This is a genomic window from Vibrio sp. B172a, assembly GCF_030248355.1.
Lineage (GTDB): Bacteria > Pseudomonadota > Gammaproteobacteria > Enterobacterales > Vibrionaceae > Vibrio > Vibrio owensii.
The window spans coordinates 53,683-67,585 of sequence record NZ_JAHGAC010000007.1 but is presented as its reverse complement, the minus strand read 5'-3'; the positions used below and the strand labels follow the sequence as shown (position 1 = coordinate 67,585).

The window sequence follows — 13,903 nt, the reverse complement described above, 5'->3', positions numbered from 1 at the left end:
ACTCTTGGTTTTTCTGTTTGCGAACGATGATTAATGACAAGCTTCTCTAAATCATTCTTTGTATAAACTCCAACATATTGGCTCTTGCCGGTGTCGGATTTTGCTTAAGTAGCCTGTCCGTGAAGTCATACAAGCTTTCGCTAGTTTGCGAGCTTAGAGCTTCAACGCTTGCTCCATGATCAATGAGGTATAGAAACGACTCATAATCGTCAGATAAAACGGCACTGTGTAAAGGTGGAAGAGAAAGTCCGTCTAGGGTGTTGATGCTGTTGATATCTGCCCCTTGTTGTAACAGCACATTGGCGACTTTGAACTTATTCTCATGATCTGAGTTCAATATCGTCATAATGCCAAGCTCAGAGTTGATTGAATCAATATAGCTTTCACTCAGATTGAAGGTCTCGATATAGGTTAAGCAGGCGCTGTCATTGAAGAGGGCAATATTGCTACCTAAAGCACAGAGCACAAGTCTTTCATCATCAACTGAGCTCGCGAAGACGGTAACCGTGGCAGCGACGACAACCAAAATTGCAGTTAACTTTTTTAGCATAGCTACGCCCAGAGTTTGAGTTTTGTGGTGAATGGATGGATTTTTAGACGGATTGAGGCGACAAGTAAATAAGAAAGAAGGACGCTTCTGCCATAGTGCGAAGAGCTTGTAAGAATGTTGAAACTAATAGAGTTATCGTTTCACAGGGGACGTAATCTCATCGCACATCGTAAGGCGCAAAAGCACGCATTGAAAAGTACAGTAGTTTGCAGACCTTAACAGCACTTTGCGGGTAGATCCTGAATCACCTCGTCCCTCGTTGTTCAGGATGACGGACGTTGTTAGATACGTTGCTCACGATGTTCTTATATGTGGAGTGTATCCAAAGTTGGGTCATTCCAGCGAGTCTAGACGAGACTAGGAATCTGCTAACCACTCGCTGGGAAATGGCGATAACCTCAGGACTTAACAGCATTCGGTGGGTAGATCCTGAATCATGCTCGTTCCTCGCTGTTCAGGATGACGGACGTTAGTAGATACGTTGCTCGCGATATTCTTATATTTGGTATGTATCTAAAGTTGGGTCATTCCAGCGAGTCTAGACGAGACTAGGAATCTGCTAACAACTCGCTGGGAAGTGGCGATAGCCTCTGAACTTCACAGCTCCCGGAGCGTAGATCCTGAATCACCTTGTCCCTAACTGTTCATTAGGACTTTTCTAAATAAAAATGCCGATCACAGTAAAGTGAGCGGCATGCTTCGTTTCCCGTTTCCCGTTTCCCGTTTCCCGTTTCCCGTTAATTCAATTCCACATTCTTCATCTCAGGATGCTTCAATAACATCACGCGAATCCAGTGGTGTACCACCCACATCACCATCGCGGTCAGCAGCACTGCCACGAATATCGAACTGAATCGGTACAAGATGGAGAAGAACGCGTCTTTCTGCTCAGGCACTAATGACGTGGTCAGTGGAACAGACAGGGCAGACATCGCCGAGAACGCAATGGCGGCTTTGACTTGGCCTTTCGTTAGCCACAAACAGAATGGCCCCATAGCGATAGTAAACGCTAGCCAGAACAGTAACCCATGACCAAACCAACTGCCCAAGATTAACTGCACCGCCATACCTGCGATACAACCCAGTGCAGTGCCGATGATGCGGATCTTTGCCATGGCCATTGAGCCTGCCAGTGTCATTGGCGTTAGGATAATGAGGATCGAAGCTTGTGCTGAAAGTGAGTCATACAAGTCACCTATTTGGAACACCAAAAACGCCGCCATCGCTACCACCCACCCCATAGCAACTTGGCTGATGTAGTCTATGTCGCTTTTTACTGGCGTGGTCATTTCTGTTTGTAAGATCTTCGATTCTGGCTCTGGGAATAACCAATAGGCGAGGGCACAGACGAAGATATTACTGAACGAAATCACCCAAAGGTTGACGTTGAACTCTTCAATATCCATGAAATCGTAGCTCGCAAAGTTGAGCACGATCGAGCCAACCAACAATCCCATGTAACCAAACAAGTAGGTTTTCGGGTTCATCATTGCGATGCATTTAAATAGCATCATAATGCCCACTGCCGCGAACATCAGAGTGGGATGGAACTGTAAGTATTCGAGAATAAAGGTGGCTTGAACCGTCGTCCAAACCGCAGAGAACAGCACCATCAATACCAATGGTAGGCTGAAGTGGTCCATACGGCCGAGCACGAACAGTGGCAGCATGACGGCAAAGAAACCGTAAGACCAACCAAAGATCATGCTCAACGCTAAACCCATTGAGCAGCCGAACCAAATGCGTAAGGTTTTCATCGTAGCCGCCTAGTAGATAAAGTGGAACCAGCTAGCAAGGTAGATTTGAACTTGTGCCATCATTGCCCAGAGCGGGCTGTTATCTGGGTAAAGAACGATGGTGGCACGAGAACCGACGAACAGAGAGGAAGGCAATGCTTCTTCGCTAGTAAGATTCACGCGAGTGCGCTGCGCATCACGCACCCAACGGTTGTTCACTTCGACTTTGGTCAGTGCACCGTTTGGAGTTTGTTGTGCGGCCGCAACACCGTAATCTCGGCTCGATAATTCGAAGTCGTAGACAGAACCTGGATTAGCATCGAATGCTACCATTGCGTGGTAGTCTTTGCTTACTCCCGCCACAGACTTCTCGCGGAAATCCGCTGCCACCCACATTGAGCCTGTTGGGACAAACGTGAGCAATGGCATGTTGGTGTTTGCCATGGTGCCGACTTCCAATTGCAGGTTCGTTACCACGCCATCACTCGGAGCTAGGACTGCGGTGTTGGTTAGGTCTAGCTGTGCTTTCTCAATGCCGTTTTTCGCAATTCGAACTGCTGTGCTTTGGCCTTTTTTATCGCCAAGTTGCGCTTCAATCACTTTCAAGTTTTGCTGCTCTGCTTTGAGCGCAGCTCGTGACACTTGGTTTTGTGCGAAAGCATTGTCCAACGTGGATTGAGAAATCACTTTCTGTTTCGACAGCTTTTGCAAACGAGAGTATTCACGGTGTGCGTTATTGTAGGTCGCTTCTGCTCGTGCAATGTTCGCCAATGCTGCTTCACGTTGTGAGTAAAGGGTGGCTTCTTTTTCGTAAGCCGATTGCAGTGACAACTCCGCTTGCTCTAGGGCAATTTTGTATTTGCGGTCATCGATTTTGAATAATACATCGCCTTTGTGTACCGATTGGTTGTTGTCGATAAGCACGTCGGTCACTTTGCCAGAGACTTCTGGCGCAACTTGAACCACGTAACCTTGAACTCGCCCTTCGGTGGTGATTGGCGCGTGACGGTCAGCAATGATGATGTAGAAAAAGAGTACAATGAACAGGACAATAAGTGTTCGCATCCAGTGTTTGAATTTATGATCCGCTGTCATAAGAGATACCTGAATTTATGGCGCTAACAAGCAAATAAGACAGGCGATTATAGAGAAGTTGGTCACAGTTCAGTAGAATGACATTAAGTGCATGAATGACCTAAAAGTAGGACAATGAACGTAAGTTTTGATGATCTTCACCTGTTTAGCCAAACCGTTGTACACGGAGGCATCAGTGCTGCCGCAGACGCTAACCAGTTACAGCGTTCCAAAGTGAGCCGCAGACTACAGGAATTGGAAAAAGCATTAGGCTGCCAATTGCTGATTAGAACCACGCGAACCATTGAGTTGACCGAGCACGGCAAGCGTCTGTTTGAGCTGGTGGGACAACCGATTGAGCATATTCAGCAAGGCTTGAATGTAATGCACGAATATCAACAAGAACTGACGGGCAAAGTGCGCGTCGCGATTCCGTCTGCATTGATGAGCTCAGCCGCGTTTAACTGGATCATTAACGAATACACCACGCGCTACCCTGAGATGTCGGTGGAGATTGAGAACCACCAAGAAAGTGTCGATCTTAAGCGTCAGGCATTTGATCTTCAGCTTCTTCCTAGCGTGGCGAAAGTCTCGGACGACAGTTATGTTCAGTTCAGCTTGTTGCCTTACCGCAGCCATTTTGTGGCGTCTAAAGCCTACCTAGAGGCGCATTCACCATTAAAAACCATGGAAGATTTAAAGCACCATCGTTTGCTCACCAACCGTTACAACGCGGACTTACTCGACTCTGAACTGCATGTGGCATTGAAATCAGACGATTTGAATTTGCTTCGCTCTATGGCGATCGCAGGCAACGGCATTGCGTTTATTCCTCAAGTGCATTCCAAGCCGGCATTGGAAGACGGCATGCTGGTAGAGGTGCTGCCAGAGTTTACGCATCCTAAGCAGCACCTGACTCTGATTTATCCATCCAATCTGTTTTTGCCGAACAAGGTAAAAGTGCTGATTGAACTGTTTCGAGAACGATTCAAATAGCGTGAGCGGACAATAACTTTGCGAATTTGCCCATCTGATTATCCTGCGCTTCTGGTACATTCGTTTTATTCAAAGGCTTGAGCAGAGTGATGTTCAAGCCACTCATAGGAGATGAGAATGTTATCGAAAAACACCACCGGACTGATTGTTGTCGATGTGCAAGGTAAGTTGGCAACGCTCATGCACGAAAGCGAAGCACTGATTGAAAGCACCACCAAGTTAGTCAAAGGCGTAAAAGCGCTTAACTTGCCGATAGTGTGGTTGGAGCAAAACCCAGATCGTTTAGGACCAACGGTTGAGCCGATTCGTGAAGTGCTCGCGAAAGATCACTTACCCATCGCTAAGTACACCTTTGATGGTTGCAAAGAACCGACATTCAAACTCGCGGTAGAAAATGCCAAAGTCGACACTTGGCTAGTTTGTGGTATCGAAGCGCACATTTGTGTGTATCAAACCGCGGTGTCGCTGCGTCAAATGGGTTACCGAGTGGAATTGGTGACCGATTGTGTCTCTTCCCGAACGCCAGCGAACAAAGCGTTAGCGCTTGCAAAACTGACCGCGAATGGCGTTGGTCTAACGGGCGTCGAAATGTGTTTGTATGAAATGGTAGAAGATTGCCGAGCACCAGAGTTTAAAGAGATCTTAGGGCTCATTAAATAGCACAATCGCAGCCGTAGACAATTGTTACGGTGAAACATGGCAGAGACAAAGATGGAACTGAGAGCATTTGAAAAGGAAGATTACGAGGTACTCATCCGCTGGATTGATTCAGACCAATTGAACTACCAGTGGGGAGGCCCAAACTTTCATTTCCCTTTGGATGATGAACAAATCTCTGCTCATTGCTCCAAACCTGAGGTCTTCCCATTTATCCTTATTTGCGACGAAAAGAAGGCGGGGTATGTTGAGCTATTCAAAGTCTCAGATTCACACTTTCGTATTTGTCGCGTGTTCATTGCCAACGCGTTTCGAGGGCAAGGCATTTCAAAGGTCATGCTCACGCAGCTCATCGAACTGTCTCAAACTCAGCACCGTGCTCAAATCTTGTCGTTGGCGGTGTTTGAGCGTAATACTGTCGCGAAAAACTGCTACGAGTCGCTTGGTTTCAAAGTGACTTCTTATGAATCAGGAACCCGTTGTTTTGATAACGAGGTTTGGGATCTTTTACTTATGGAAAAGCGACTGTAGAAAAGGTTTAAAGCCGGAGAAAGAGCATTGGAGTTTAGCTCCTGGCTCACTTTGGAAATGTGTTAGGTATTAAGGATGACGAATGGAAATTAGAGAAGTTAAAGACACGGATTCAGCTCAAGTTGTTGAAATATATAATTACTATGTGGAGTCCACGTCGATTTCTTTTGAAGAAGAACCGATTTCCGTCGAGGTGATGCAGCAGCGAATAGAAGAAGTGCTGAGTTTAGGTTTACCTTGGTTGGTAGCCGAGGTCGACGGCCAAGTATTGGGATACGCTTATGCCAATCGATGGAAGCCGCGTTCTGCTTATCGCTTTACCGTTGAACCTTCTATCTACGTGAAGCAGGGCATCACCAGCAAAGGCATTGGCAGCACTTTGTATTCACACTTGCTCGACAACCTGAAAGAGAAACAGATTAAGAACGTGATTGGTGTGATTACGTTGCCTAACGAATCGAGTATCCGATTGCATGAGAAACTGGGTTTCAAGAAGGTAGGGGAGTTTCCTAATATCGGGCTCAAGTTCGGCGAGAAGAAATCTGTCGGGTATTGGCAGTTGGAATTGAATGCTTAACCTCGAACTTTAAAACCTCCTCCCTTGATAACCTGATTTTCTTAAACAGCTTACCAAGGGACATCGGCCTCTTGTGCTTACTTAGGCATCCCTGTTCTTATTCGATGATCGCTTGCTAGAGGACAGCGCCGCTTGTGTTTCTTCCAGCTCTTCCGCTTCATATTGATAGCCCGAGCTCATGCTCATGTCTTTGTACTTCACCAGCATCTTTTCAATGATCAGAGATTGAATGCGAAGAGCATCTTTCCCAAGTTTTTCGGCAATAAATTCACTGAGCGCTTTCACCGTCACTTTGTGCTTTTGCGCGTTTGATTCGGTTCCGGTTTTGACTTCAATCACCATGTTCTGCTCTTTCTGAGCAATTTGAGTCAGATGCGCTGTGAACCGCTCGTTGTAAACCTGAGATGTTGGGCTTAATCGGAGCTTGTTGATTCTCGGGTATTGACTCGCCAATTCATCCTTAAGTTTTTGGTGCAGTTTTAAGTCTTTTAGAGCAATCGACTTTTGCTGATTGATGCTGTTGAAGAATTTCATGTCGTTAGACACATCAATGTCTTCGGAAGAAGAGATAAACGCAGGGTCAAACAATACATTGCGGTTGAGCATGGTGAACTGCTCGATTGGTCGGCCTTTTACCGCGCCCTCGTTAAGCAATCCTTTCGGCGCTTTTGAGCCTTTTTCGTAGGTGTCTCCACTTGTCACACCAAGTGAGATGTACAAGGTGGTGTCATCTTTTACTTCCGATGTGGCTTCTTCCGCCGCGGAGATAAGATCCATTTCAGACATCAACACATTGCAGTCCATCATGGTGACTTTTTTGAGTTGTTTGAGTTTGCAAAAATCGACGACGGCTTTTCTTGTTGCACCAAAACCAACAGTGCCATATTCGAACGCCCACCCAACCAAACCTACGCCAGCTGCTTGAAGAAGTGTCCCCATTTGCTCGTGATATAAGTTCAGTTCGCTTTGGTGCACAAACAAGTACACGGGTCTGTCGTTGCCTTCTGTATACCAATATAACTCTTCCAGTTTTTCTTTGATCTTAAACTCTTTCGGCATACCGACGGAGGGAACGATTAAAGCAGTGCCCGTGGTGGATTGAGGCTCTAGTCTTACTTCAAAATGAGAGGCGCTTGGTGACGTTGATTGTTGGCTTTGTTGTCGAGTTTGCACCGGACTTGGGTCGTGAATTTGTCGGCGGTAGTAAACACGCTCTAGCTCGCGATAGTTATTCAAAACCTGATCGACAGTGACAGGTTCATACTTGAGCGCACCTGTGTTGTCGTTAACCACGTAGCGGTAGTTAAAGCGTATTAGCGCTTCAGCGGCTTGGTCTGCGATAGTGAGGTTGTTCTCTTCAACGTGGTTTTGCCAATCTCGTTGAAACGCTTCCCACTTGTCGGCGTTTTCTTTTGTCTGATCCTCGCGCGAGCGCTTAGTTGCTGAACCTCCTTGTGAGGAGTTGGAGGCATCATTCTTTCTTTTTTTCGCTTGGCTTGAGGTAGCCGCCGAAGTGTTCGTTTCACCGTACATGCGTGTGTTCACTTATTTTGAATATGAGTGATGAGGGAGGTTCTCCCTCAAGTGGCATCTTGATTTGCCTTGTCGATCAGCAAGTCTTGCAAACTAGACTGAAGACAGGCTGGTTATGTGCGTCAACTGTATGTCGTCTTCGACGAAAGAAACGGCCACTCGTAATACGCGGCTTTCAATTTTTTGCACATTCAATACCGGCGTGTTTTGCGACAATCCCGAGTGATTAAATATATTGATCACTGAAGAGGGCTGCGTTAAGTCCGAGTATTCACCCCATACATCGCGTTTTGCGTAGTTTCCCCAAACGTCTCCGAGCGGGTAGGCTTGGCCAACTGCAAAAGTCTCTTGAGGACAGGTTTGCTCAGCATTGGTCGCTTTTTGTGGTTGTTGAGCCGCACTGACATTCAATACATCACCAACTTTGAGTGCGATAGGATCGCTTTCATAGCTTGGATTAAGCTTGAGCAATGCTTTTGCAGACAACCCATATTGAGGCGCAATATCCGTCCAGAGTTCCGGCGTCCCATCGTCGTTGGTACTGACTTTATGAGTCTTCGCTTTGCTTGTTTCGTTGTTCGATTGTGTCGCTGTATTTTCTCTTGGTAGCAAAGACTGTTTCACAATCGCTTTAAGCGCAGCGATATCAATGAGCGTAGCATTTTGCTCCAACCAAGTTGGGTTAATCTCGGCAAGCTCATCGTTGGTGAGCTTCTCTTGGCGGTAGAAAATATGCTGGGGTGCGGCTTTCTTACCCTCGATTGCGACCGGCACCAGTATGGTGTTGAATGTTTTGGAGCTAGCCAGTATTTCTGTAATGCCATGGGCGTTGGAAGTGGTCATTTGCCAAGAAAACTTGTCGTTACCAAGAATGGCCATTTCATGCATTAACTTTCCATCATGGAAATAATAGTAAAAGCCTTGCGCAGCCCAACCCAGTAGACCTTTGGTCTCGACGGCAGGAATAAAAGGAATGAATTCAGCATTGGTATATTCACTGCCGAGCGGTTTTGGCGTGACAGTGTATTTTTGTTGTAAGCCGACGTCTTGAAAAAGTTCGTGAAAAAGGGTTTTGTCTTCGGCTTCGAAACATGCTGCTGATAATACAGTACAGGGCGACGGTTGGGTTTTCTCTAATTTTCCCCAGCGTTTAATAAGCGGTTCTTTTGCCGTTTTTGCCAGAGAAAAAACACCCGGTCGAAGTGTATTTAAATCGTCTTTTGGCGCATGGATTTTAATTCGGCATTCGAATTCCGCCTCTGCCTGAGATTGATAGTCGTGGACTAACGAGCTGTAGCTTGCTGGCGCATTATTCTGTGAACGCGATTGGTTACTTGTGTTCGAATGACGGCTAGCGGTTGAGAGTTTGTCTGACGTAGTTGACGTGGATTCGATAAGTGGCGAGTAGCCAGCTCCCCTCACACGTGTTGATGTTGGACGCTTCATTAATATCGCCTCTTGGATTTAATTGGTGATAGCTTAGCGGCAAATAAAAGAACGCACTATAGACAAAACAACCAATTCTTTTTGCTTAGTTACTAAATCTATAGTCAGAACGAAAGTCACGCAGGGTAAGGGATTTAGTGATAATAATGTTTATTAAAACGAGAGGATGGTGCAATAAATAATATTAATGCGAAGGGTGGGTAGATATATTGATGGTTTATTTTAGGAAAGCATGAAGCGCTAATTATTGGTTATTAATGACGAAAGCTTAATAACTAGCAGTTAAGAACTGACAGTTTAATAACCGATAGCGAATCATAACCATTAACTAGCGCTGTGGCCTATTGGAAAAACCGATAAGCTTACTCAAACTCTCTTTGGTATCTTGGCAACATGGATTCATTGCCAAGCAATCCACCTTGATGGATGTAAATCAACGTCTTATCTTCATTTTCTGCCAACCATGGTTGTAAGCATTGCCACATGTAAGGGTCATACAGTAGATCGAATTCTAGGTTGGTTTGATCGTAGAGTGCATTCCACGTCTCGTAATCGCTTTGATATAAACGACCGAAATGGTGCTTATCGCGTACCGACAAAATGGTTGGGTGATTGTCTGTTTCTAGCGTGTTGAATTGTTCAGTGAGGTATTGAGCATCACCGACACAAGCACAGGTAACAACCTCGATTCCGTGTGGCTTCAAATGTTTACTTAAGTACAGCGCAGTGGTGCCAGTACCTGATGGTAGTGCCACAACAAACTGTTTTTTGCCTTCAAGGCGAGTCCAATCAAGCAGCTCGCGCGCTAATTGCTTTACTCCAGCTTCAGCAATCTTCGCTTTACCGCCTTCTGGAACCACCAAGGTCGTGTCGTCCAAGCCACGAACCTGTTCAATATATTCGGTTGGATGCAAATCGGATTCGATGTCCTGCATCGCTGTGATACTCATACCCAAATCAAGCGCACCACGATAGTTGCCGATAGGGGAGTCTTTAAGCCAAGACGGAATATGTTGAACGTAGAACTCGAAGTTCCAGCCTTTGATTTGCGCCAGAGCGGCAAGTGAGTACATCGCGTTGGATTGAGCAGAACCGTAACTGATGAGGGTCTTGATGTCGCTGTTCTGCGTTTCCATCAACGCCATAAACTTACGTGCTTTGTTCCCAGAAAAGTGAGAATGCAGCATGTCATCACGCTTAAGAAAAAACGTATGACCGTTGAAGTTGTGTTGAGTTATCGGGCTTTCAGAGAGTTTCATGCTACTGCTGACGTGTCCAACCACGCGACCTTGCCGTTAAAAAGGGCGCGTAGTGTAACGCCATTAAACCCAGATAAAAAGTCTGGGTTTCAGTACATCCATTTCGGTTATTCCTGATGTTTTGATGCGCTTTTACTGGGGCTGTAATGCAATGGCTCGCCTTTCTGCTTCAAGCCACGTACACTACGCCGCTTATTTCAACTCGATCAGAAGGCTTGGTTTTGCAAACTCTAGAACAATTAAAAACAGGACAATTAGTAGGAACGAAACAACTGAAGTTGGCAGAAGGGCTAACTGAGTTTCCTATGGAAATTTTAGAGCTTGCAGAAACGCTTGAAGTGTTAGATTTGTCTGGTAACGCACTGTCAGATTTGCCACAAGAACTGGAACAGCTGACCAAGCTAAAAATCATCTTTGCTTCCAACAACCAGTTCACCCATCTGCCAGAGGTCTTGGGTAAATTGCCAAACCTTGAGATGGTTGGGTTTAAAACCAACAAGATTAAAGTGGTGAGTGAAGCCTCACTACCAACTCAGTTACTTTGGTTGATTCTGACGGATAACGAGATTGAAGTTCTCCCAAACAGTCTGGGTGAAAGACCACGCCTAAGAAAGCTTGCATTGGCGGGCAATCGCATCAAACAACTGCCAAACAGCATGGAAAACTTGGTCAATTTAGAATTGATTCGTTTATCTGCGAACCAGTTAGAGCACTTCCCGGATGTGTTGATGAAGCTGCCTAAGTTGGCATGGTTTGCTTTCGCAGGTAACCCATTCTGCAAACACCCATCTTCGTTAGACAGCGTGCCTAAAGTGACGACAAACAGTTACTCACTTAACCATGTTCTTGGCCAAGGTGCGAGTGGTGTGATTTCTCATGCTAATTGGACTGACGCTCAATACGACTTCCCGAACGAAGTGGCGGTGAAAGTGTTCAAGGGTGAAGTGACCAGTGACGGCTACCCGCATGATGAACTTGAAGCATGTTTGCAAGCCGGGCATCACAACAACTTGGTGAAATCCATCGCGCAAGTGGATGACGGTAATGAGCTTGCTTTGGTGATGGAGCTGATCCCAAACAGCTACTACAACTTGGGTTTACCGCCAACACTGGAAACTTGCACCCGAGATACATTCCCTCAAGGGTTTACGCTGACGGTCGAGCAAGTTAATTCCATTGTGGAGCAAATGGTGGACGTGTTTAATCACCTGCACGACAACAAGGTATGCCATGGTGATTTGTATGCGCACAACACTTTGGTGAATGAGCAAGGTGAGATGATCTTCGGCGACTTTGGTGCGGCGAGCATTTACGGTTACTTATCTGACGAGCAGCAAGCGGCAATCAGAACCATTGAATCGAGAGCGTTGAAGTGCTTTATCGAAGATATGTTTTCTGTGTGTGAAGCGTCAGAATCGGCATCGCAAGCATTCAATCGATTAGCAGCGCTTGCAGCATAAGGTTTCATTAAATCGAAATTAGAAAGAGGTATCGAATTGCTCGATTTAATACTGAGCAAAGTAGATACCTCTCAATTGAACTAGTCGCTGGGGGAGTTACTCTGAGCAAGCCTCTTGATGCTCTGACGCAAGATCAATTACTGCCTCACAACCACCTTCTGGATGTGTACCAATCTTAAATTGCCAGCCATAGCGTTGGCACAAATCGTCCACAATCATCAAACCTAATCCGTGCCCATCTGAGTGCGGAATGGTCGAAAAGCCTTCACCTTCATCGCGCACCGAGATGGTGTTTACATCCATATTGATATGAATTGCTCCCGAAGGTGTCGCAGCGATGCCGTTGCGAATCAGGTTGCCAAGAATAATAGTCAACACGGCATTGGTTGCGCGCGTTCTTGGGTTGCCGTCGATCTGTACGTTAAAGCTGAGTGCTTTCTCGTCCGCCTGAGCTTGGCTTTGGAAGATGATTTGGTTGAGTTCTTCTTCGGTGATGCTTCGTACTGGTGAGTCATCTGCATTACGCTCGTAACGCACTAAGCCGAGTAGGGCATCCACCATAGTCGACATCTGCTGCGTGGCATCCTGAATTCGGTTCACTTGGCGGGTCTGGAAATCCGTGTTCGCACTTCTCGCCAGTAAGCTGCTTGAGCCTTTCATCACGGTTAACGGTGTACGCAGTTCATGACTCGCGTATCGTGCAAAGGCTTGCTCGCGCTTGATGACTTGGTTGATTTTGTGGCGGTACTCATTCAACTCATCCGCAAGAGTTTGGAACTCTTTGGCTGAGCCTTCAGGCACACTAAAAGTTTGCGTGGCATCGCCTTGGTGATGATCGAGTTGAGTTTTGAGCGCATTGACGGGTTCAATTAAGCGCTGTGACAAACGCAGCAGCAGGCTACCAAACAGAAACACCAGCACGGCGACAATCGATAACACCATAGCGACGACGAGAATGAATTCTTCTGAGGTGATCTCGATTTCATCAATTAAGGAAACCAGAATCACAGGATGTTCAACGCCTTTATAGGTGTAAGTGCTCATGTAAACCATGCGCGAGTATTCACCGTCTTCTACTTCATCAAGAAAGTGCTTTTGACCAATCAGGTATTTTTGGTAGCGCTCGGCAACCAATGAGATGTCGTTGTATGCGGTGGTGAGCAGGTCAAGCTGAATACTGCCTTGCTCTGGGTGGGATTGGAAATGTTCAATCGCTTCTTTTTTGTCGACCATAATACGACGCTCGCCCACGCGGTCTTCAGACCAGAGCAGGGAGCCGGTAATCAACAAAAAGCAGAAGATGCCAATCACGACCGACACAAAAGAGAAAAACAGAGCGAGTCGCCCTGTCATACTTTGTGTGCTTTGCGTGCTAGCAAGTAAGCGATTGATCATGCACCAGTCTCCAAGCGGAAGCCAACTTTCGGTACGGTGATAAGCACATGCTGTTCAAATGGCTTATCAAGTTGGTTGCGAAGTTGGTAAATGTGGCTGCGCAGAACGTCGTTGTTCGGCTCGTTCTCTTGCCAAAGTTGGAAGGCGATTTCTTCGCGTGTCACCACGTCTGGCGCGCTTTTCACAAGCATTTCCAGAATGGTGTAAGTGGTTGGGTTTAGTGCCAACAGTTTATCTTGGCGGTAAGCTTTACGCGTTTTTTGGTCGATAGAGACTTCGCCATATTCCAACTTGCTCGACGCGACAGTGCCGCGGTAACGTCGGATCAGCGCCATCATACGCGCTTCTAGAATATCCAGATCGAAAGGTTTGGTCAGATAGTCATCGGCGCCGTGTTGGAAGCCTTTGAGCATATCGTCACGGCTATCGAGTGCAGTCAGCATAAGTACCGGTGTGTTGTTGCCCGCGTCGCGAAGTTTATTACACATGGTCAGGCCATCCATGCGTGGCAGCATGAGATCGAGCAAGATGATGTCGAAGGTGTTTTCCATCGCCAGTTTCAGGCCGAGCTCGCCGTTGTCTGCATAATCGAGTTCCATACCTGCACACTCAAAATAATCGAACAGCATGCCTGCGATTTCTCGATTATCTTCGACTAAAAGTACGCGTTTCATGTATTTCTCTCCAAG

Annotated in this window: 13 protein-coding genes; 5 read left to right on the top strand and 8 right to left on the bottom strand. The window is 46.4% G+C overall.

Annotation, left to right across the window (positions count from 1 at the left end):
- Positions 1 to 46: 46 nt before the first annotated feature.
- The 3 genes from KIT90_RS08275 to KIT90_RS08265 all read right to left on the bottom strand — a co-directional run bounded on the left by KIT90_RS08275 (position 47) and on the right by KIT90_RS08265 (position 3,381).
- Complete coding sequence (locus KIT90_RS08275; protein WP_045411627.1) at positions 47 to 550, bottom strand: ankyrin repeat domain-containing protein; 504 nt, start codon at positions 548 to 550, stop codon at positions 47 to 49.
- Positions 551 to 1,287: 737 nt separating this feature from the next.
- Positions 1,288 to 2,307 carry a DUF2955 domain-containing protein gene (locus KIT90_RS08270; RefSeq protein ID WP_020197915.1) on the bottom strand — a complete coding sequence of 340 codons (1,020 nt, stop codon included), beginning with the start codon at positions 2,305 to 2,307 and terminating at the stop codon, positions 1,288 to 1,290.
- A 9-nt stretch (positions 2,308 to 2,316) separates the two neighbouring features.
- On the bottom strand, positions 2,317 to 3,381 hold the full coding sequence (locus KIT90_RS08265; protein WP_285376189.1) for an HlyD family secretion protein: 1,065 nt from the start codon (positions 3,379 to 3,381) through the stop codon (positions 2,317 to 2,319).
- Positions 3,382 to 3,495: 114 nt separating this feature from the next.
- On the opposite strand from KIT90_RS08265, the gene KIT90_RS08260 reads away from it, so the two are divergent.
- The 4 genes from KIT90_RS08260 to KIT90_RS08245 all read left to right on the top strand — a co-directional run bounded on the left by KIT90_RS08260 (position 3,496) and on the right by KIT90_RS08245 (position 6,121).
- Positions 3,496 to 4,356, top strand: coding sequence for a LysR family transcriptional regulator (locus tag KIT90_RS08260; protein ID WP_038895249.1), 861 nt, complete (start codon positions 3,496 to 3,498; stop codon positions 4,354 to 4,356).
- Positions 4,357 to 4,473: 117 nt separating this feature from the next.
- Entirely contained in the window at positions 4,474 to 5,016 is a 543-nt protein-coding gene (locus KIT90_RS08255) for a hydrolase (protein ID WP_264403339.1), read from the top strand.
- A gap of 51 nt (positions 5,017 to 5,067) precedes the next feature.
- On the top strand, positions 5,068 to 5,544 hold the full coding sequence (locus KIT90_RS08250; protein WP_285376476.1) for a GNAT family N-acetyltransferase: 477 nt from the start codon (positions 5,068 to 5,070) through the stop codon (positions 5,542 to 5,544).
- 82 nt (positions 5,545 to 5,626) lie between these two features.
- Positions 5,627 to 6,121: a GNAT family N-acetyltransferase gene (locus tag KIT90_RS08245; RefSeq protein ID WP_285376185.1), complete on the top strand. Its 495-nt coding sequence runs from the start codon at positions 5,627 to 5,629 to the stop codon at positions 6,119 to 6,121.
- Positions 6,122 to 6,202: 81 nt separating this feature from the next.
- On the opposite strand, the gene KIT90_RS08240 is transcribed toward KIT90_RS08245, so the two are convergent.
- The 3 genes from KIT90_RS08240 to KIT90_RS08230 form a co-directional block, all read right to left on the bottom strand.
- Positions 6,203 to 7,654, bottom strand: coding sequence for a hypothetical protein (locus KIT90_RS08240; protein WP_285376183.1), 1,452 nt, complete (start codon positions 7,652 to 7,654; stop codon positions 6,203 to 6,205).
- A gap of 93 nt (positions 7,655 to 7,747) precedes the next feature.
- A complete protein-coding gene (locus KIT90_RS08235; RefSeq protein ID WP_285376181.1) occupies positions 7,748 to 9,100 on the bottom strand; it encodes a LysM peptidoglycan-binding domain-containing protein in 1,353 nt (450 codons plus the stop codon).
- Positions 9,101 to 9,462: 362 nt separating this feature from the next.
- Positions 9,463 to 10,359 carry a 1-aminocyclopropane-1-carboxylate deaminase/D-cysteine desulfhydrase gene (locus KIT90_RS08230; RefSeq protein ID WP_045412057.1) on the bottom strand — a complete coding sequence of 299 codons (897 nt, stop codon included), beginning with the start codon at positions 10,357 to 10,359 and terminating at the stop codon, positions 9,463 to 9,465.
- A 221-nt stretch (positions 10,360 to 10,580) separates the two neighbouring features.
- Here KIT90_RS08230 and KIT90_RS08225 point away from each other — a divergent pair, with 221 nt between their 5' ends.
- Complete coding sequence (locus KIT90_RS08225) at positions 10,581 to 11,819, top strand: leucine-rich repeat-containing protein kinase family protein (protein WP_285376475.1); 1,239 nt, start codon at positions 10,581 to 10,583, stop codon at positions 11,817 to 11,819.
- A 96-nt stretch (positions 11,820 to 11,915) separates the two neighbouring features.
- On the opposite strand, the gene KIT90_RS08220 is transcribed toward KIT90_RS08225, so the two are convergent.
- Complete coding sequence (locus KIT90_RS08220) at positions 11,916 to 13,214, bottom strand: HAMP domain-containing sensor histidine kinase (protein ID WP_285376179.1); 1,299 nt, start codon at positions 13,212 to 13,214, stop codon at positions 11,916 to 11,918.
- A complete protein-coding gene (locus KIT90_RS08215) occupies positions 13,211 to 13,888 on the bottom strand; it encodes a response regulator transcription factor (protein WP_005389368.1) in 678 nt (225 codons plus the stop codon). The genes KIT90_RS08220 and KIT90_RS08215 overlap by 4 nt, the downstream gene beginning before the upstream one ends.
- Between the last annotated feature and the right edge of the window lie 15 nt (positions 13,889 to 13,903).